At 64.4% G+C, this 19,436-nt stretch carries 21 protein-coding genes; 12 read left to right on the top strand and 9 right to left on the bottom strand.

Going from position 1 to position 19,436, the window contains the following annotated elements:
* Positions 1-51 precede the first annotated feature (51 nt).
* The 5 genes from WBB07_RS12655 to WBB07_RS12635 form a co-directional block, all read right to left on the bottom strand.
* Complete coding sequence (locus WBB07_RS12655; RefSeq protein ID WP_526308146.1) at positions 52-1,191, bottom strand: glycosyltransferase family 4 protein; 1,140 nt, start codon at positions 1,189-1,191, stop codon at positions 52-54.
* Positions 1,188-2,453 carry a glycosyltransferase family 4 protein gene (locus WBB07_RS12650; protein ID WP_526308144.1) on the bottom strand — a complete coding sequence of 422 codons (1,266 nt, stop codon included), beginning with the start codon at positions 2,451-2,453 and terminating at the stop codon, positions 1,188-1,190. The genes WBB07_RS12655 and WBB07_RS12650 overlap by 4 nt, the downstream gene beginning before the upstream one ends.
* Before the next feature lie 18 nt (positions 2,454-2,471).
* Positions 2,472-3,230, bottom strand: a complete 759-nt coding sequence (locus WBB07_RS12645) for a glycosyltransferase family 2 protein (protein ID WP_526308226.1) — start codon at positions 3,228-3,230, stop codon at positions 2,472-2,474.
* 786 nt (positions 3,231-4,016) lie between these two features.
* Entirely contained in the window at positions 4,017-5,018 is a 1,002-nt protein-coding gene (locus WBB07_RS12640) for an endonuclease/exonuclease/phosphatase family protein (RefSeq protein WP_526308142.1), read from the bottom strand.
* A 117-nt stretch (positions 5,019-5,135) separates the two neighbouring features.
* A complete protein-coding gene (locus WBB07_RS12635; protein ID WP_526308140.1) occupies positions 5,136-6,950 on the bottom strand; it encodes a right-handed parallel beta-helix repeat-containing protein in 1,815 nt (604 codons plus the stop codon).
* Between the two features lie 256 nt (positions 6,951-7,206).
* On the opposite strand from WBB07_RS12635, the gene WBB07_RS12630 reads away from it, so the two are divergent.
* From WBB07_RS12630 to WBB07_RS12605, 6 genes are all read left to right on the top strand, one after another.
* Positions 7,207-8,103: a sulfurtransferase gene (locus WBB07_RS12630; protein WP_526308138.1), complete on the top strand. Its 897-nt coding sequence runs from the start codon at positions 7,207-7,209 to the stop codon at positions 8,101-8,103.
* Between the two features lie 14 nt (positions 8,104-8,117).
* On the top strand, positions 8,118-8,534 hold the full coding sequence (locus tag WBB07_RS12625) for a SufE family protein (protein WP_526308136.1): 417 nt from the start codon (positions 8,118-8,120) through the stop codon (positions 8,532-8,534).
* Between the two features lie 230 nt (positions 8,535-8,764).
* On the top strand, positions 8,765-10,564 hold the full coding sequence (locus tag WBB07_RS12620) for an acetyl/propionyl/methylcrotonyl-CoA carboxylase subunit alpha (RefSeq protein WP_526308134.1): 1,800 nt from the start codon (positions 8,765-8,767) through the stop codon (positions 10,562-10,564).
* A 194-nt stretch (positions 10,565-10,758) separates the two neighbouring features.
* Positions 10,759-12,171, top strand: coding sequence for a PE-PPE domain-containing protein (locus WBB07_RS12615; protein ID WP_526308132.1), 1,413 nt, complete (start codon positions 10,759-10,761; stop codon positions 12,169-12,171).
* A 5-nt stretch (positions 12,172-12,176) separates the two neighbouring features.
* Positions 12,177-12,503, top strand: a complete 327-nt coding sequence (locus WBB07_RS12610; RefSeq protein WP_526308130.1) for a hypothetical protein — start codon at positions 12,177-12,179, stop codon at positions 12,501-12,503.
* 96 nt (positions 12,504-12,599) lie between these two features.
* The gene (locus tag WBB07_RS12605; protein ID WP_526308128.1) at positions 12,600-13,589 is read left to right on the top strand and encodes a malate dehydrogenase; all 990 of its coding nucleotides are present in this window, start codon (positions 12,600-12,602) and stop codon (positions 13,587-13,589) included.
* A gap of 28 nt (positions 13,590-13,617) precedes the next feature.
* On the opposite strand, the gene WBB07_RS12600 is transcribed toward WBB07_RS12605, so the two are convergent.
* Entirely contained in the window at positions 13,618-14,157 is a 540-nt protein-coding gene (locus WBB07_RS12600; protein ID WP_526308126.1) for a nucleotidyltransferase family protein, read from the bottom strand.
* A 105-nt stretch (positions 14,158-14,262) separates the two neighbouring features.
* Between WBB07_RS12600 and uraD the strand changes: the two genes are divergently transcribed.
* The 4 genes from uraD (at position 14,263) to WBB07_RS12580 (ending at position 16,928) form a co-directional block, all read left to right on the top strand.
* Positions 14,263-14,787: a 2-oxo-4-hydroxy-4-carboxy-5-ureidoimidazoline decarboxylase gene (gene uraD / locus WBB07_RS12595; protein ID WP_526308224.1), complete on the top strand. Its 525-nt coding sequence runs from the start codon at positions 14,263-14,265 to the stop codon at positions 14,785-14,787.
* Positions 14,784-15,107, top strand: coding sequence for a hydroxyisourate hydrolase (gene uraH, locus WBB07_RS12590; RefSeq protein ID WP_526308124.1), 324 nt, complete (start codon positions 14,784-14,786; stop codon positions 15,105-15,107). Before uraD ends, uraH begins: the two co-directional genes overlap by 4 nt.
* A gap of 1 nt (position 15,108) precedes the next feature.
* Positions 15,109-16,293, top strand: a complete 1,185-nt coding sequence (gene hpxO, locus WBB07_RS12585) for an FAD-dependent urate hydroxylase HpxO (protein ID WP_526308122.1) — start codon at positions 15,109-15,111, stop codon at positions 16,291-16,293.
* A 197-nt stretch (positions 16,294-16,490) separates the two neighbouring features.
* A complete protein-coding gene (locus tag WBB07_RS12580) occupies positions 16,491-16,928 on the top strand; it encodes an STAS domain-containing protein (protein WP_526308120.1) in 438 nt (145 codons plus the stop codon).
* On the opposite strand, the gene WBB07_RS12575 is transcribed toward WBB07_RS12580, so the two are convergent.
* Both WBB07_RS12575 and WBB07_RS12570 read right to left on the bottom strand, forming a co-directional pair.
* Positions 16,899-17,621: an RNA polymerase sigma factor SigF gene (locus WBB07_RS12575; RefSeq protein ID WP_526308222.1), complete on the bottom strand. Its 723-nt coding sequence runs from the start codon at positions 17,619-17,621 to the stop codon at positions 16,899-16,901. The two genes, WBB07_RS12580 and WBB07_RS12575, sit on opposite strands and share 30 nt — an antisense overlap.
* Before the next feature lie 77 nt (positions 17,622-17,698).
* A complete protein-coding gene (locus tag WBB07_RS12570) occupies positions 17,699-18,136 on the bottom strand; it encodes an ATP-binding protein (RefSeq protein WP_526308118.1) in 438 nt (145 codons plus the stop codon).
* A gap of 310 nt (positions 18,137-18,446) precedes the next feature.
* On the opposite strand from WBB07_RS12570, the gene WBB07_RS12565 reads away from it, so the two are divergent.
* Complete coding sequence (locus WBB07_RS12565) at positions 18,447-18,704, top strand: Rho termination factor N-terminal domain-containing protein (RefSeq protein WP_526308117.1); 258 nt, start codon at positions 18,447-18,449, stop codon at positions 18,702-18,704.
* Between the two features lie 12 nt (positions 18,705-18,716).
* Positions 18,717-18,956 carry a microaggregate-binding protein 1 gene (mbp1, locus tag WBB07_RS12560; protein WP_526308115.1) on the top strand — a complete coding sequence of 80 codons (240 nt, stop codon included), beginning with the start codon at positions 18,717-18,719 and terminating at the stop codon, positions 18,954-18,956.
* A 193-nt stretch (positions 18,957-19,149) separates the two neighbouring features.
* Here the strand turns inward: mbp1 and WBB07_RS12555 are convergent, their stop codons facing one another.
* Positions 19,150-19,404: a hypothetical protein gene (locus tag WBB07_RS12555; protein WP_526308113.1), complete on the bottom strand. Its 255-nt coding sequence runs from the start codon at positions 19,402-19,404 to the stop codon at positions 19,150-19,152.
* Positions 19,405-19,436 lie beyond the last annotated feature (32 nt).

The raw sequence follows: 19,436 nt of genomic DNA, 5'->3' as shown, positions 1-19,436 counted from the left end.
CTCCCGCCCCAGCGCCCGGCCCGGCGGGCGAAGCGGAGGTCACTGCGGCGGTCACAACGCCGCCATGTTCAGTGTCTGCAGGAGTTGGTCGTCCAGCTCCTGCGCGGTGGGGAAACCACAACAAGCGGCACGTTGCTTGCGCGAGTCGGCCGCTGAGAGAAATCCGGCCATCGCAGCTGCGTACCGCGAAACCGTGTCGTCCTCGGGGCCGTCGTCGTCACACAACTGCGCGAGTGCTTCGGATCCCGCGTTGCCGATCACCTCACGATGGGCGGGGATTTCGCTGGCCACAACCGGAAGTCCCGCCGTCAGCGCCTGCGCGAGCCCGATGCCGAACGCTTCCTTCTCACTCGCGGTCACGTAGAGCGAGGCCGAGGCCCACCAGCGTCGCAACTCTTCGTCATCGACCGCGCCGGTGAAGGTCACCGCATCGTCGACAACACCCAACCGCGCGGCGAGCTCTCGGTAGGCGACCAGGCCGGAGCCGTGCCCGACAACAACAAGCCGACCCGCCACGCCGCGGCGGTGCAGCTGCGCGATTGCGCGGATCAAGATGTCGGTGCGCTTGTACGGTTCCTGACGCGCCACGGTCAGCACCACGGGTGACAAGGTGGGGTACGGCGGTCGTCCACCGATCGGATCGACCACCGCAGGCGGAATCACACTGATGGACTCCCGATGGATGTGACGGGGAAAGTCGCGCAGCACCAGCTCGGCCTCGGCGGCGGTGTCCACCACGATGCGACGACTCGCCGCCATCAGCCTCCGCCCGGCCGGCCGGTAGACCCGATGCAGAACCCGCCGCAATGCGGTGTGGCCGTCGCCGTGGTAGTGCGGAGTGAACACCACCGGCACGTGCGCCCGTTCGGCGGCCAGCCAGGCCAGCGGAGTGTGATAGCCGTGTACCCACAAGACTTCGAACCGGCCGCGCCTCGAAGCCGCACGCACCGCCGAAGGCGACGGCAGGTCGAAGACGTCGTCGACCGGCAGGCGGTAGCGCTCGACGGTGTAGCCGTCGCATTCTGCGGCGCGCGGCAACCGCGCATCGCGCGCGACCTGCGTGATGACAGTCACTGCAACACCTTTGGCCGCCAATGCGCCGGCGGCGTTGGCTGTGTACGTCTCCACGCCCCCGCGGTACGGGGCGAAGCGCGGGACGACGAGCCCGACCCGCATCGGGGCTGCCGTCACGCCACTCCCCCAGGTATGGCAAGTTCCACCGATTCCGCAGCACGAGCAGAGCCCGCACCGATGTGCTCCAAGAGCGCGGCATACCGCTGCGCCGTTCGAGTCCAGGAATGTGGATCCGCATGAGTTCTACCCAGCAGCGGCAATGCTTCTCGGATCCCTTCGGCCAAGCTCACGGGATCCTCGGGTCTGACCAGAACGGCACCTGTGTAGTCGGCGGCGGCTTCGGCCAGCCCACCCACCGCAGTTGTGACGACCGGCAGTCCGCAACTCATCGCTATGTGCAACGGTCCTGATGCCGACGAACGACGGTAGGGCAAGACGACCATGTCGGCTGCGGCGAAGAAAGCCGGTACATCAGCATCGTCGACGTAACGGTCGACGACGGTCAACCGGTCAGCCGGAAGGATTTTCGCGAGCTCATCCAGCGGCCGTCGATAACCCTGCCACACCTCACCGACCACGCTGACATGGAGATCGAGTCCGGACCTCGTGAGCGACCGCACCGCCTCGGCCAACTCGGCATGCCCCTTGTACGGACGCACAACTCCGAAGGTCAGCAGCCGCACCGGACCCTCGGATCGTGGCGAGGAACGCGGGGCACCGCTGACTTTTGCTCCTCGGCCGCAGCTGTCCGTAAACCCAGCGTGGTTTCGGTACGGGCCGTGGGGAATGACCTCGATGGGCACACCTGCGACGTAAGGATAGATGCCACAGATCTCGCGCCGGTCGTATTCCGAATGCACGACAACAGCATCGGCGCGGTGCAGGACGTAACCCATTCCGGCACGGGTCAACCGACGTACCAACGACCACCGGGCCTCCCCGACATCCTGCACTTCGTGGAACTCGATCACCAGTCGGGCGTCGGACCATTTTGCCAGCACGGCCAGGGCCAGGTAGCTGTGCAGCACCGTCCCCGTCCACCACTGCAAGATCAACACCTTCGGTCCGGTGCGTCGCCAGAACCGGTAGGCAGCCAAAGCCGATGGACCCCAGTACCAATCGAGTCCGTTGAAGGTCGGAACCTGCAGCAACGGCAACATGCCATCGGTGCATCCCACCCGGGCCCGGCCCGGGTAGATGAAGCGCGGGCACAGCTTACGTAGTTGCAGTAGCGCGACGGGGCGTTGTTGCGCAAGGGCCGTCGTCAGCAGCGCCGTGTAATAGCTGATCCCGGATAAGAATCGATCTCCAGGACCGACAATCAGCGCAATTGACTCCGATGATGTGCACTCGTCCCCCGTCGTGTGCACGTCACTCACCTGCCGCCCCCTGGTCGCTCATGCGATCAGCTCGACACGTTCACCGGCATGTACGTACTTGCGCACCGACTGCACAACCCGCCCGCTGACACCAGTGCGGTGATCCCGCAGAACCGCACGCAACACTCGGACACCGTCGCTGACCGAATGCAGATTTGACTTGCCTGCACGTCGCGGCAACTCCAGACTCGGCACTTCCACGATTCTGAGCCCGGCCCGCGTTGCGCGGCAGACCATTTCGGCTTCAATCTCGAACCCGGTTGCCGAAAGCGCCAAGAGTTCCAGATACCGACGGTGAAACGCGCAGAAGCCGTAGCAGAGGTCGGTGACATCGGAGCCGTACAACCGATTGAAAACACGCAGCAGGAACCGGTTTCCGAGACGCCTGAACGGGGTGATGTCCAGCGATCCGCCGCCGGGTATGAACCGCGAGCCCTTTGCGAAGTCGTAACCATGGGTGAGAAAGTGCAGATAGTGCGCGATCTCTCCTGGCACCATGCTGCCGTCGGCATCCATCATCACGATGATGTCGCCGGTGGCAGAAAGGAATCCGGTCCTCAGCGCGCTACCTTTGCCAACTCCGTCCTGTCTTACCACCTTGATGTCGGGCCGGCAGCTGCGCGCGGTGATCACGGTGGCATCTGTCGAATTCCCATCGACGAGTATCAGCTCGTGGACCTCGTCCTTGACCTGCTCGAGAACCCACGCGATGTTGCGGGCCTCGTTCTTGACCGGAATCACCAGGCTCACGGTCGGGGTGAGCGAGGCCGGGCTCATCGGAGCCCGCGAATCCTGTGGGCCGTCGACATGCCGTTTTGCATCCACGACTTGAACGGAGCCGTTCCGCCGCCGAGCAGCCGAAACCCCATTTTCGAATTCATTTACAGACAGTTCATCTGCCATTAGCTATTCCCCACTCAGTTAACACTTAATAGTTAGCTGGAAGCCCCCCAGGCCTACAACTTCGGCTGATTGTCGGCGACGTTAGCACCCTCACGTGAGCCACGCAACAGAACTGTGCATTCATCCGGTCCGACATTGGGCCATATCACCGTCGGTGACTCCAAATGTGCTGGTAAATGCCCACATGCCGAATACCGCGAGCCGGCCTGAAATACCGTCATGCCACCCCACCAGGACGTCATCCAGCCGTTCGACAACACCAAATGGCCGCCCAACGGGGCCACGAGTCCGCCGCGTTCAACCTCACTGCGGGAAATCATTGATGATGGCCAGAGCAGGTATCAGCATGCATTCAGATGATTGCTAACGAAAACACCAGGTGCGGCAAAGCGAACTATTTCGGAGTTCAAGTAGAAATCTTTCACCACGCAAACAACAACCGGTGGTGGGCAACGTCCGATGGCACGATCTCGATCCTCACCAGCGCTTCGCGACGGTGATCAGGTCAGGGCGCCACCTATCGCCGGTTGGGAGACCGACCGTCAAGGGAATCGGGCGTGCCGACAACCAATCCGCCGCGGGGACACCCCGACCGCGCGGAAAGTTCTGTACGGCAACAACATTGTCGACCAAACCGGCCGGCCGAGAGCTTTTCGCAGGTCAGCGATCTGTAGGCATGCGCACGGTGGTCAGCAATGCCATGTGGTCGGATCCGGGTATCAACCGCGTCTGCGCGGAGGTCGCGGTTGCGTTCCGCACCAACACATGGTCAACGCCGAGCAGGGGCGGAATGATGCTGTTGGCCGGATAGGTGCGGAGCAGCCCAGCGCCCGCCTGAGCCGCCGCATCCTGGTAGCCGTCACCGAGCAACCGGCGGAAGTCATACATCTGGTAGGTGCTGTTGAAGTCGCCGGCAATCACGACCACACCATCATCGGCACGAGCGAGGTCGGCCATCGCGCCCGGCAATACTTCCATGTCCTCCCGCCAATCCTTGACGGGTTGGGGCCAGGGTGCCGACAGATGCACCACTGCCAGCACCGGATCCGGAACGACCGAAGGGATTTCAACCCGGGCACGCACGAAGTACATCTCGAAGCCGGGAACTCTGGCACCATCACGAAGCGGGAACCGACTCCACAGTCCGGCACCTCCTGCTCCCGCGTGTGGAACAAGGACACGATGGGGGAATTTGTCGTCCATGCCGGCGTCGGACAACCGTTGCACGGCCTCCTGCGTGAGTTCCTGGACGGCGACGACATCGGCCCGGGCACTCGCCACCGCGGTCAGCGTTTCGGCGTCCGCGGCACCGAGTCGAAGGTTGAGGCTCAAAAACCGAACTTCCACCGAAGATCCGAGCGCACTGGTGTCAGAGGCGCGATACAACGGCACAACAGCAACGAGGAGAATCAGCGTGAGCACCAACGCCACCGAAGCGGCCACCGGCTTCCGTGCGGCGACGAACAAGGCGGCCGATACCGGCAGCCCGAGACACAGTATTGGAGCCAACAGGATCAGCGCCAGTGTCACATGACCGTGGACCGACACATACATGCCGGCCACGCCGAGGACACCGACAACCGACGCACCGAGGCCCCCGGCGAGAACCGTTCTTCGCTTCCCCGATGCACCGCGTCGTCCGGACGTCAGGAATCTGCTCAACCGCTCCCCCCGAAGCCACCCCTGTCTGACATGACTGCCGACAATGGATCGGAGTGCGTCACCTTGCCTGACAGCACCATTCGGCGATGGTAATCGAATCGTCCACCGTCGACGACCTCAGTTGAAGGTACCGCCAGGACTTCCGAGGGCCACATTTCTCTTGTTGTCGGCAATCGTGTTCCCCGTGATCACATAGCCCGTGGTTCCCGGGTCGGTGTACAAGCCGTAGTCACCGTTGCGAATCACGGTGTTTCCCTGGACAGCCACCTGCGTGACCTTGAACAGCGCAATACCGTTTCCATTGTTGTAGATGTTGTTGCGCAAGATGTACAGGTGATGTAGCGGCGCGAGGTCGGCGAGAACTCCGGCGGTCGAGTTGCTGTGGAACGTATTGTCCTCGACGTAGGTGTAGTTGGTGTTGTTGACAATGCGCAGCCCGTACGTGCAGTTGGACACCTCGTTGTGGTGAATCCAGTTGTGCGGACCGGAATTATCGTGCATCGTCGTCGTTCCGGCGACACCGCTGAACTCACCTACTTCGATTCCGCCGCCATTCGGGCTCACCGTCGTTCCGTTTCGGACGCAGTCGGTGACCTTGTTGTACCTGATTTCGTTGCTGTACTCGTCTTCGCCGTGTAGGTCGAGGGCGCCGGACACGGCACCCGTCACCGTATTGTGCTCGATCAAATTGTGATGTGCGCTGTACTGCAACAGAATTCCATGGCGGATGACCGGTCCGATCAGATTGTTCCGGACCCAGTTGTTCTCGGACGCCCCCTGATCGATCACAACTCCGTATCCTGAGCCGTTGCCATCCAGCGCGGACGCGTTTCGCACGATGTTGTTCTCGACGAGCACATGGCGTGCATTCTGCAACTGGATGCCGAAGCGCTCATGCTTCTCTACCATGACGTCCCTGACCACGATGCGGGTCACCTGAGTACCGCTGGTATTGCCCAGCCGAATGCCGGCCGAGTAGGCAGATCCCGACGCACGAGTGATCTTGAAGCCGGACACGGTGAGATTCGTGACCCCGGGCGCAGCACTGACCACAGCGTCTGGACCAGTCCGGTACGTGCCGGCAAGAACGGTGGCGTCTCGCGATTGACCGATGAGCGAGACACCACTTTTGAGGTTGATGGTCGACGAGAGGTGATAAGTGCCGTTGGGCAGGTATACCTTGTCACCTGGCACGGCAGCTGTTATCGCCGCTTGGATGGCTGTTGCGTCATTGTTCGACGAACTGTTGGGCGTTGCGCCGTAGCTGAGCACATTCAAGGTCCTGCCGGAAGCCTGATCGGGATATGCAAACGGCACAGTGAGTCCGGAATCGTATGAACTGGGAAGTGATGCGGGTGTCGCAGCCGCCGGTGTTGTGGCCTCACCGGGCGCCAAACTCAATTTGTCCAGTATCAAACTCTGAGAACAACCCCGCAGCGTTTGTCTGTTGTCGATGGCGAATACGAGTTCGACGCTGTGGACACCCTGAGCGATCGTCATGGAAGTGGTGTAATCGGTCCATTCAGACGCGGTTACAGCGGTCGCCGAAACGGCCCTGCCATCGAACTTGACCGTCATCATCGGCGCGACCCCACACGCTTGCCCTTTGGCTCGGACGACGATTCCGGCAGCGGAGGACATTGAGAGTTTCACCGACGCCGCAGAATTCGCCGAGAGCACCAGAACCGTTTGACCTGAGGCACTCGGATCCGGGTACTGACGCCCGGCCGACCTGGGCGAGACCCCCATCGACTCCGCTTCGAGCGCGCTGGCGGCCGCCATGGCCGGCGTTGCAGGGGACGCCATCACAAAAGCCGTCAGACAGGCGATGGTCAACCGCACGGATTTCATGAAAGCCACCCCATCGTTGCACCACGTAGCCGGCTGCGCCCTCAATGTTTCCGTCAATAGCATCAAAATGAAGCCATTCACGAATATCAGTTTGGCAACGGATTCACATGATCACTGGTTGTATTTATTCACTATGGATACATTTAACCGGGTGGTAACGACACAATTATTGCGAACGCGATTACCTGCGATTCCATATTCGTGCACCAGGCAGCTGAACTGAATCCCCGAACCACTCCGCGACGTCTACCGCGCAACGGCGTGAGCCCACGCCCAACCGACTCGGGCTCATAACTGATTCATCCGTGTACCCCCATCCACCGGTAGGCTCTTCGTCGTGCCGCTACCAGCAGATCCCAGTGCCAAATTGCAGGACTACGCCCACCCCGAACGCCTCGTGACCGCCGACTGGTTGTCGGCACACCTGGGCAGCAAGGGGCTGGCCATCGTCGAGTCCGATGAGGACGTTCTGCTCTACGACATCGGCCACATCCCGGGCGCTGTGAAGATCGATTGGCACACCGACCTCAACGATCCCCATGTCCGCGACTACATCACCGGTGAGCAGTTCGCGGAACTCATGGACCGCAAAGGTATTTCACGCGATGACACAGTGGTCATCTACGGCGACAAGAGCAACTGGTGGGCCGCCTACGCACTGTGGGTGTTCACCTTGTTCGGCCATGAGGATGTCCGGCTGCTCAATGGTGGCCGCGATCTGTGGATCTCCGACGGCCGCGACACCACCTTGGATGTACCGGCAAAGGCCACCGCCGGCTACCCCGTCGTGGAGCGTAATGACGCCCCCATCCGCGCCTTCAAGGACGACGTGCTGGAGACGCTGGGCACCGAGACGCTGATCGACGTGCGCTCCCCGCAGGAGTACACCGGCGAGCGCACCCACATGCCGGATTACCCGGAAGAGGGCGCCCTGCGTGGTGGCCACATCCCGACGGCGGTGTCGGTGCCGTGGGCCAAGGCCGCCGATGATCACTCCCGGTTCCGCAGTCGCGCCGAGCTCGACGAGATCTACAGCTTCGTCGGCGAGGCGGGTAAGTCGGTGATCGCCTACTGCCGCATCGGCGAGCGGTCCAGCCATACCTGGTTTGTGCTGACGCACCTGCTCGGTGTCGATAACGTCCGCAACTACGACGGCTCTTGGACCGAGTGGGGTAACACCGTGCGGGTGCCGATCGTGGCCGGCGAGGCGCCGGGAGACGCGCCGGCCCCGTGAACAACATGCCTGGTATGGCCCTGCCTGCTGCCCTGGCCGAGGTGGTCTCCGATTTCACCGAGGTCCAGGGGCAGGACAAGCTACAACTGCTCCTCGAGTTCGCCCAGGAGCTGCCGGAGCTGCCCGCTGATCTCGAAGAGGCAGCCATGGAGCCGGTACCCGAGTGCCAGTCTCCGCTGTTCCTGCACGTCGACGCTGCCGACCCGGCGCGGGTGCGGCTGTTCTTCAGCGCGCCCCGGGAGGCTCCCACCACACGGGGGTTCGCGTCGATCCTGGCCACCGGCCTCGACGGGCAATCCAAGGCAGACATCCTCGCGGTGCCCGACGACTTCTACGGCGAGCTGGGACTGGCGGCATTGATCAGCCCGCTGCGGCTGCGCGGCATGTCGGCGATGCTGGCGCGGATCAAACGGCGGCTGCGCGAGTCCTGAATCGTCTGCCTTCTGGGACCGGGCTTTTGAGCCCGACCTACTGCTGGAAGCTCTGTTCAGCGCCCAGATCTCCGGGGTCGTCCGCCGGGCCGGCCGAACTTACTTTTAAGTAACCGGCACCGCCTCACCGCGGATTCAGGCAGGGCGCTTAAACTGCCCGATAGATTCTTAAAGACGATTCTTAGACATGGCTGAATACCGGCCCACAGACTTGATACGTAGGAGGCGTAGTGCCTAGTCACGCCAGTTCCAGCATCTCGAAAGTCCTTGTCGCCAACCGTGGCGAGATCGCGGTTCGGGTCATCCGCGCGGCCAAGGATGCCGGCCTGGCGAGCGTGGCCGTGTACGCCGAGCCCGATGCCGACGCGCCGCACGTGCGGCTCGCCGACGAGGCTTTTGCCCTCGGTGGACAGACCTCGGCCGAGTCGTACCTGGTGTTCGAGAAGATCCTGGACGCAGCGGCCAAGTCCGGCGCCAACGCCATCCACCCGGGTTACGGCTTCCTCTCCGAGAACGCCGACTTCGCCCAGGCCGTGCTGGATGCCGGACTGATCTGGATCGGACCCAGCCCGCAGTCGATCCGCGATCTCGGCGACAAGGTGACCGCGCGCCACATCGCCGCGCGCGCTCAGGCGCCGCTGGTGCCGGGCACCCCGGACCCGGTGAAGGATGCCGACGAGGTGGTCGCGTTTGCCAAGGAGTACGGCGTTCCCGTCGCCATCAAGGCCGCCTTCGGTGGCGGTGGTCGTGGCATGAAAGTGGCCCGCACCCTCGAAGAGATCCCCGAGTTGTTCGAGTCGGCCACCCGTGAGGCCGTCGCCGCCTTCGGCCGCGGAGAATGCTTCGTCGAGCGCTACCTGGACAAGCCGCGCCACGTCGAGGCCCAGGTCATCGCCGACACCCACGGCAACGTCGTGGTGGCCGGTACCCGGGACTGCTCGCTGCAGCGCCGGTTCCAGAAGCTCGTCGAGGAAGCCCCGGCCCCGTTCCTCACCGACGCGCAGCGCAAAGAGATCCACGAATCCGCCAAGCGCATCTGCAAAGAGGCCGGATACTACGGCGCGGGCACCGTTGAGTACCTCGTCGGCCAGGACGGGTTGATCTCGTTCCTCGAGGTGAACACCCGCCTGCAGGTGGAACATCCGGTCACCGAGGAGACCGCCGGCATCGACCTGGTGCGCCAGCAGTTCCGTATCGCCAACGGCGAGGCCCTCGACATCACCGAGGACCCCGCCCCGCGTGGCCACTCCATCGAGTTCCGGATCAACGGCGAGGATGCTGGTCGCGGCTTCCTGCCGGCACCCGGACCCGTGAACACATTCACCCCGCCGACGGGCCCTGGCGTCCGCCTGGACTCCGGCGTCGAGTCCGGTTCGGTGATCGGCGGCCAGTTCGACTCGATGCTGGCCAAGTTGATCGTCACCGGCGCCACCCGTGGCGAAGCCCTGGAACGGTCCCGCCGCGCGCTGGCCGAATTCAACATCGAGGGCCTGGCCACGGTCATCCCGTTTCACCGTGCCGTCGTCTCCGATCCGGCGTTCATCGGTGACGAAAACGGATTCAGCGTTCACACCCGCTGGATCGAGACCGAGTGGGACAACACCGTCGAGCCGTTCACCGGTGGCGGTGCGGTCGACGAGGAAGAAGCCACTCCGCGTCAGACGGTCATCGTCGAGGTCGGCGGTCGTCGTGTCGAGGTGTCGCTGCCCGGTGACATCGCCCTCGGTGGCGGCGCGGGTGCAGCCGTCCCCGGAGCCATTCGCAAGAAGCCCAAGCCGCGTAAGCGTGGCGCGCACGGCGGTACCGCCGCCTCCGGTGACGCAGTGACCGCCCCGATGCAGGGCACTGTGGTGAAGGTGGCCGTCGAAGAGGGCCAGCAGGTATCGACCGGTGATCTGATCGCCGTCCTCGAAGCCATGAAGATGGAGAACCCGGTGACCGCCCACAAGGACGGCACCGTGACCGGCCTTTCGGTCGAGGCCGGTGCGGCCGTGACTCAGGGCACCGTCTTGGCCGAACTCAAGGACTGATCCACGGCTGGCGCCCAGCTCTGACGTTGGGCGCCACCTGGTCGTTCTTGCCTTCCCCGGGATTCGAACCGGGGTTTCGAGCGCGCGCGGTCTGCCACTCGCTCGCCGGAAAAATCGCCGGTAACGCCACATTTGGCAAACTCCGCTGTTAACGTACCCCGAACTCGGCCACGTCGAATTCGGGGGAACCAACTGTGGCTATTTCTGCAACGGTACGTTCGGTCCTGACCTCGGTGTTGGTAGCCGCGGTCACGGTAGGCGCAACACTTCTACCCCTGCCCGAAACAGCCGTCCGGTTCTCGGCGAAGACCGTTCTGGTGGTTCCTGGCAACGACAACCCGACCGGTGCCGCGATGGAGGCCAAGCTCAACGACTACTTGAATCCGGGTAGCCCGAATTACGGGTTCCCCGGATACGAGTTGTGGAAGGTCCCCTGGGTGGCGGACTCCTTCGATGGCGATCCCGGATACACGGTGTCCCAGAACGACGGGCTCCACCACCTCCGCGCGGCGATCTCGCAGTTCCGAGACGTCGACGACGAGGACGATGTCGATCGGATCGCTGTTGTCGGATACTCGTCGGGGGCACTGGTTGTCATCCGTGAGATGAAGGCACTCGACGGCTTGTCGGAAGACGTCCTGGCCTCCGATCAAATCCAGTTCTTGGTCTTCGGTAGCCCGCAGCGTCCGAATGGCGGGATCTACACCAGGTTTCCGGGCTTCACGTTCGGCGATATCGTCTTCGAGGAGCCGAATCCGGACACCCGGTTCGAATTGACCGACATCTCTTACGAATACGATCCGATCTCCGATTTCCCGGCATTCCCTCTACTGCCGTTGACGCTGGTGAACGCCGCCCTGGGCTTCCACTATCTGCACGTCACCTATGTGGGGCCGGACTCGGATCTCGGCAATGTCGTCGACAACCCCACCATGACCTACTACGACCAGGCGCGGGGTATCAGGTACCTCACCATCAGGTCGCCTCATCTGCCGTTGTTGATGCCGCTGTACCAGCTGATCGACGCCGCGCCGGTACTTCGCCCTCTCATCGAGCCGATGCTGAAACTGGTCGAGCCCACGCTCAAAGTGCTGGTCGACCTCGGATACAACCGCGACGTTCCCGTGGGTGAGCATCTGCCCGCCCGGCTGTTGCCTACTCACGATCCCGCGAAGGTGCTTGCCAATCTGGCGAATTCGGCGGTCGAGGGCGTCAACGGCGCCTGGGCGAGCATCACCGGCATCCCCGCGCCGAACACCTCGGGCACCTCCGACACCTCCTCGACCCAGGATCGAGCGGCTCCCCCAGCCGACCATGTCACCAGAGAACACCACACCATCGCCGCGCCCCCGGACGATACCGCTGACGCGCAGCCGGAGAAGGCCACACCGGACACCGATCCCGTGGACTCCGTTGCCGAGCGCCCCCAGCGTTCGCTCAAGAACACCACCGATCCCGACCGGCCGAGCAGGAGATCGCAGACCGCCGCAGCGGATTCTCACCTCCGGGACAAACCCCACAAGGTCCGAGACGGCAGCGGTGCAAAGATGGACGCCGTGAAAGCTCCGCGAGAATCGAAGCGGCCCAAGACCGCTGACGCCGCGTGATCCCGATGGAACCCATCGAGATCAACGCCGGCAATTGGTATCTGCGCGCACTGCGCGCCGACGAGAGAGTGGATGACCGGCCGGCGCTGGCCGAACTCGGTGAACACGACGACGGGTACGTCGGTCGCCGCGCCGATGACTGGAACAACAACACCTGTTACACCTGGGCGGTCTGCGAGCCGACCACGGGGGAACTGCTGGCCGAGACCCTCCTGGATCCCCGGGACGGCTCGATCAGTTCCCGGTCTCGAACCGGCCACTCTGCTGCAGCCCAGACCGCCGAAGAGGCGGTGCGGCGTTTCGCCCGGGGTGCGTTGGGCCTGCAGTCCTGACTGCCGCGATCCCTTGACCTGAGTCTCGGCATCGACCACAACCGGTGGCGGCCTGGCACACTGGCGCCACCGGTACGGACAACGGCGGGAGAGACAGTGTCGACTCGACCTCAGGTGGTGGCCGTCTCCGGCGCCGCCGGCAGCATCGGCTATGCCGCCCTGTTCCGTATCGCTGCGGGCGCCATGCTCGGCCGCGATACGCCGGTGGTGCTGCGCCTGGTGGAGGTGCCCCAGGCGGTGCGCGCCGCAGCGGGTGTGGTGATGGAACTCGACGACGGGGCGTTCCCGTTGCTCGCCGGCGCCGAGATCTACGACGATCCGGTGCGCGCTTTCGACGGTGTCGACGTCGCGCTGTTGATCGGCGCCCGGCCCCGCACCGCAGGGATGGAACGTGCCGATCTGCTGTCGGCCAACGCCGCGATCTTCGCCACCGCCGGCCGGGCCCTCAACGCCGGCGCCGGAGCTGACGTGCGCGTCCTGGTGGTCGGGAACCCGGCGAACACCAACGCCATGGTGGCCGCAGCCCACGCCCCCGACATCCCCGCCCAGCGGTTCACCGCGCTGACCCGACTCGACCACAACCGGGCCATCGCCGCATTGGCCCGGCATTCCGCGGTGCCGGTCACCGAGATCACCCAGATGACCATCTGGGGCAATCACTCCCCCACGCAGTACCCGGACATCTTCCACGCCAAGGTCGGCGGTCGTTCCGGTGCCGATTATGCCGCCGACACCCATTGGCTCACAGATGAGTTCATCCCTACCGTGGCGCGGCGCGGGACCGCGATCATCGAAGCGCGGGGTGCCAGTTCAGCGGCATCAGCGGCCAACGGCGCCATCGATCACATCGACGACTGGGTGCACGGCACTCCCGCAGCCGACTGGACCTCGGTTGCGCTGCCCTCCCCGGGCGCCTACGGCGTGGATGAGGGCCTGGTGTGCTCGTTTCCGTGCCGCGCGGTCGACGGGCAGTGGCAGGTCGTCGAGGGCCTCGACGTCAACGCCTTCTCCCGGGCCCGTATCGATGCCTCGGTTGCCGAACTGCGCCACGAACGGGATGCGGTCCGCGCCCTCGGCCTGATGTGACCGGATGTCCGAGTGCGGCCGGGAGTCATCACCGGGTGTCGATATCTGCCCCGGTCGCGAGGTCGCCACACTCGACGGCTTCGACGTCGTGGCGGCCGGACAAATAGGCCCGCGCGCCTCGATCACCGGTGAGCTCTGCCCGCAGCGCCGCTGCGTGCGCGGCACTCACCACCACCGGATGTCCCGGGCGGCCGTCGAAGTATGCCCGGGCCAACCCCGTTCCGGTTGCAGCCGTCAGTACCCGGCTCACCACCTCCGCACCGATATCCGGGGTGTCCACCAGGTGGATCGCCACGTAGGCGGCCCCCGCCACCGCGTCCAGCCCGGCACGCAGCGAGGCGCTCATACCGTCGGCCCAGTCCGAGGCGATCACGGTGCGCGCCGGCGGCGGCGCCGCCACCACTGCGGCGCCCAGTACCACCACCACGTCGTCACAGCCGCCTCCGGCCAGGGCAGCCACTGCCGTTCGCAGCCATTGCCCCTGTTCGGCAAGCACTTTCGGCATCCCGTAACGACTGCCTGCGCCCGCCGCGAGCAGCACACCGGCAACCTGCCCAGATCTCGACATGCACACATTGTCGACCTGCCCCATCCTGGGAGCATGCCCGGTCCGGCGAAACCCACCCCAGCTACCGGTGGGGCCGTCCACAACCATCGGATCGAGGGGTGCGCAATGCCGAGCCTGGACGCCCTCAACGCCATGCCCGAGGGACCGCAGCTGCACCTGCTGCTCGGAGTCTGCCCGTCGACCGTCTGGGCGCGGCGGGTGCTCGAGGCCGCGCCGTTCCGCGACCACGACGCCCTGATTCGCCGTGCCGATGTGGTGCTGGCCGAATTGTCCGACAGCGAAATCGATGTGGCACTGACCGGCCATCCACGCATCGGTGCTCGCCCCGACAACAGCTCGTCGGCCCGTGAGCAGGCTGAGGTGGCCGCGGCGGCCGACACTGTGAAAGCCGAGTTGGCCAGGAAGAACCAGGAGTACGAGGACAACTTCGGCCACGTGTACCTGGTCTGCGCCAGCGGCCGCTCGGCCGAGGAACTGCTCGGGGTATTGGCGCAGCGACTCGACAACGATCCGGAGACCGAACGCCGGGTGATGCGCGGCGAGCTCGCCGCAATCAATCGACTGCGGTTACAGCGCCTGCTCGAGGAGCCGGGCCCCGATCCTGGATCTACGGCAGGATCGAACCCATGACTCAGGTGAGCACACACGTCCTCAACGCTGTCACCGGCCGCCCGGCCGCCGGTGTGGCGGTCACCCTGACCGACTCCGCGGGCGCCCTGGTGGCGCAGGCGAACACCGACGACGACGGGCGCGTCGACAGTTTCACCGACATCCGGCTGACGGGCACCTACCGCCTGGTCTTCGACACCGCATCCTATTTTGCCGCCCAGGCCGTCGCCGGGTTCTACCCGGAGGTGCTCATCTCCTTCGAGATCTCCGATGCTGCAAGCAGTTACCATGTTCCGCTACTGCTGTCGCCGTACGCTTACTCTACCTATCGGGGAAGCTGAAATGCGATGTCAGGCGGCGACCAAAGCACTCGTCATCGGCGCCGGCATAGGTGGGATGAGCGCCGCTCTTGCGTTGCGCCAGATCGGCATCAGCACGGTGGTCTACGAACGTGTCACCGAGAACAAGCCGGTCGGCGCAGCGATCTCGGTCTGGTCCAACGGCGTCAAATGCCTCAACTATCTGGGCTTGACGGCGCAAACCGCCGCACTCGGCGGGATCCTCGAATCGATGAGCTACCTCGACGGCCACACCGGTGACACGATGTGCCGTTTCTCGCTGCAGCCACTCATCGAGGAGGTCGGGCAGCGGCCGTATCCCATTGCCCGAGCGGAACTGCAGTTGATGCTGATGCAGGCGTACGGCATCGACGACATCAACTTCGGTATGGAGGTGATCGGGGTCGAGGATGGCCGCGACGCCGCGACGGCCACTTTCGCTGACGGCTCCACAGATTCGGCCGACATCATCATCGGCGCCGACGGCGCAGCTTCCCTGACCCGCGAGTACGTGCTGGGCGGCCCCGTGACACGCCGTTACGCGGACTATGTCAACTACAACGGTCTGGTGGGCGTCGACGAGGACATCGGACCGGCCACCGAATGGACCACGTATGTCGGTGACGGAAAACGTGTTTCGGTGATGCCAGTGGCCGGTGACCGCTTCTACTTCTTCTTCGACGTCGTCGAGCCCCAAGGTGTGGCGTACCAGTCGGGCAGCGCGCGAGCGGTTCTGCGCACCCATTTCGCCGACTGGGCACCGGGAGTGCAACGGCTCATCGACACCCTCGACCCGATGTCCACCAGCCGGGTGGAAATCCTGGATCTGGACCCTTTTCACACCTGGGTCAACGGCCGGGTGGCGGTTCTCGGCGACGCCGCGCACAACACCACGCCCGATATCGGACAGGGCGGCTGCTCGGCGCTGGAGGATGCGGTCGCGTTGCAGTGGGCGTTGCGGGACCACCCCGGCGATGTGCGCGTTGCGCTGACCGCCTATCAGGATGCCCGCACCGAGCGGGCTGGTGACCTGGTACTGCGGGCCCGGAAGCGCTGCGATGTCACCCACGGCAAGGACCCCGAGCAGACCGCCCGCTGGTACCGGGAGCTCCGGGGAGAGGACGGCTCCAACGTCATCCGCGGCATCGTGGGCAACATCATGGGCGGGCCCCTGACACCGATCGTCTGATCGATCGGCCTGACCAGCGGGCTTGGCGACAACCCTGGTTTTGTGCGGGTGCAGGCGTATGGTCGAGTGAGGTTGAGTTCACAGCCGACACCGGAAACGTCAAACCGCCGCGGTGGACCTGGACCACCCCTGAGGGCTTCTGGAACTCGAGCGTTTGACGCGACCCACATGCTGATCAGCGACTGATGGGGTCACCAATGTCTACCTCTACTGCATCTCACGATCACCCGTTCTCCGTCACACCGCGCCGCGGTGCCGAGATCGTCAGCCGACGACGGGACGGCCGGATGGTCGTCAGTGTCACCGGAGAGCTCGATGCCGCCAATGTCGACGCGTTTGCTGAACATGCGCTGAGCCAGATCAACGGTTCGGTTCCACTGATCGTCGACCTGACAGAGCTCAAATACTTTGGCACTGACGGTTTTTGGACGCTCCACCTGATCGACGAAAAGTGCGCGTCCGTCGACATCCGGTGGGCGGTGGTGGCCGGCGGCGCGGTTGCGCGCGTCCTCCGGATCTGCGATCCCGGTGGCGAACTGCCCGTGGTGGACACTCCTGCGGCTGCGGGGCGGTTACTCGAAACGCCCGCCGTCCCCAGCGTGGCGCTACTCCAGCTGATCCCGGAGCCGCGTTAACGCCCTGGCCAGCAGGCGGGACACATGCATCTGTGACACCCCGATGCGCTCGGCGATCTGGGTCTGGGTCAGAGACTCGAAGAATCTGAGCACCACCACGGTGCGCTCCCGCTCTGGCAATGACTCCAGTAGCGGACGTAGGGACTCGCGGTTCTCGATCTGGTCGAGTGAGAGATCGACATCGCCCAAGGTGTCGGCGATCGCGGGGGCGTCTTCACTGCCGCTACCACCGCTGTCGATCGACAACGTGTTGTAGGAGCTGCCCGCAACCAGACCCTCGACCACTTCGTCGCGGTCCATGTCCAGTTCTGCGGCCAGCTCGGTGGGTGTCGGTGCACGGCCGAGCCGCTGTGACAGCTCGGCCGTGGCGCTGCCCAGCCGCAGGTGCAGCTCTTTGAGGCGGCGGGGCACCTTCACCGACCAGCTGTTGTCGCGGAAGTGGCGGCGGACCTCACCCATGATGGTCGGCACCGCGAAGGAGACGAAGTCGGAGCCGGCGTTCACATCGAAACGGATGACGGCGTTCACCAACCCGACCCGGGCAACCTGGACGAGGTCGTCGCGCGGTTCACCGCGACCGTCGAACCGGCGGGCGATGTGATCGGCCAGCGGTAGGCACCGTGCCACTATCCGGTCTCGTTGGCGTTGGAACTCCGCGGAGCCCTCGGCCAGGTCGGCCAACTGCCGGAACATGTCCGGGACGTCGGCGTACTCAGATGTGGATCGCGACGACCCGGTGCGCGAGGCCGACCTCTGCGGACCTGAGGGCGTCACCGTGCCGGGCTCACTCGTCTCGTCGTCAGCGAGATTCCGAACACGGGGCCCTGCCCATCAAGATCTGCCCCGTCCCTGAAGGTGCTGACGTCGTCAGTCAATGACGTGAGTACGTGCCAGCTGAAGCTGCCCGGGGTGAGGATGTCCTCGGCCGCCGAACTGGTCGATACCTCGATGACCAGTTCACTGGCCCGAGGATCGATCACCAAAGCGAGCGTGGCGTCCTTGGCTGCGGACTTGATCAGCCGGGTGCACGCTTCGTCAACCGCCAGTCGAAGATCGGCAACCGCGTCGAGGTCCAGATCCTCGAAGGTTCCGATCGCCCCGATGACGGTGCGCACCACAGCAAGATTTTCCAACTGCGCGCTGATGCGCAGCTCAACAGCCTTGGGGCTGCGCGCATTCGCGTGATCGGAACTGTCGGCATCGAACATGTACTGGCCTCCCGGCAATATCGCACCGAGACTACCCCAGCGAGCGCCCCAACTAACCACTGCGCTGCCCTCCCCACGTCGGCGTCGGCTGTCGAAGCCGATGGCCCGGGCTGCCCGCCGGAGTCTGGTAGATCTCGATGAAGTCATGATGAGCTCTCCTTACCCACATCGGCGTGAGGATCAAACGCCGATGCAGCTTCTGAGAGATCAGACATCGAGACGCGGGCACTGGTTTCCGGTCGGTGCCGCCGGGTAACCACCGCCTTGTGGGGGAACCACCAACCGACTTGTCCCCCGCACGGAGGTAGAGATGCCGACCTCATCGATCAAGGACGAGAACCTCTACGAGGAACTGCGACAGCAGGGCAATTCCAAGGAGAAGGCGGCCCGGATCTCGAATGCCGCTGCGGCCAGAGGCCGTTCGCAAGTCGGTCGAAGGGGCGGCAAGTCCGGCTCGTACGAGGGCTGGACGGTCTCCGAACTCAGGAAGCGAGCCAAAGAGCTTGGCATTTCCGGCTATTCAGCCAAGAAGAAAGACCAGCTCATCGCTGTACTACGCGACCACTAGAAAGGGTGGCCCATGGCTGAGAACAACAGTGGACCCAAAGAAGGTGTCAGGGGCGTCGCCGAAGGCGTCAAGGGCAAGGCGAAGGAAGTCATCGGTGCCGTCACCGGCCAGGATGACCTGGTAGACGAAGGTCAGGCCCAACAGGACAAGGCGGATGCCCAGCGTGACGCGGCACGTAAGGAGGCCGAGGCCGACGCTGCGCGTGGCGCCGCGAAAGCGGCCGAGAAGCGTCAGGAATCCGCCCAGCGGTAGCCACAGCCGCAAGGCGAGAACCCCAGTGGAGAGCTCCGCTGGGGTTCTCGCCCTCTCTGGCCAACCCAAAAAGGATGGGGCAGCGAAAAAATGCGGCCGCGGCGGCGGCGTCGGCGCCACCGCCGCGGGCGGGGTGTCAGGCGCGCCCGGAGATCCGCCCGGTGCATGTTGGTGACATCACTGCTCGCGGACCTCAGATCCCGAGCGCGGGGCCGGCAACCGCCGGAAACCCCATTGCAAACATCATCAACATCACCGTGAGCAGGAACATACCGGCGCCGAGCCAACCCCAGAACTCCTCATGTGCACGCCAGGCACGGTGAGCAGACACCAGCGCCCATAGGGCACCGACAAGCAGGATCAACGGGGCCCCAAGGCCCAACATCGTCCGTTGCGGGACCCCACAGGCTGCAGTATCGAGATCCATGGATTCGGTGCAGGTACTCACCCACAACACAGCCAAGATCAAGAACCCGGTTC

The sequence above is a fragment of the Mycobacterium sp. genome (assembly GCF_049647605.1).
In the GTDB taxonomy this organism is placed as follows: domain Bacteria; phylum Actinomycetota; class Actinomycetes; order Mycobacteriales; family Mycobacteriaceae; genus Mycobacterium.
The sequence above is the reverse complement of the archived record's forward strand: the minus strand, read 5'-3'. Positions and strand labels throughout refer to the sequence as shown.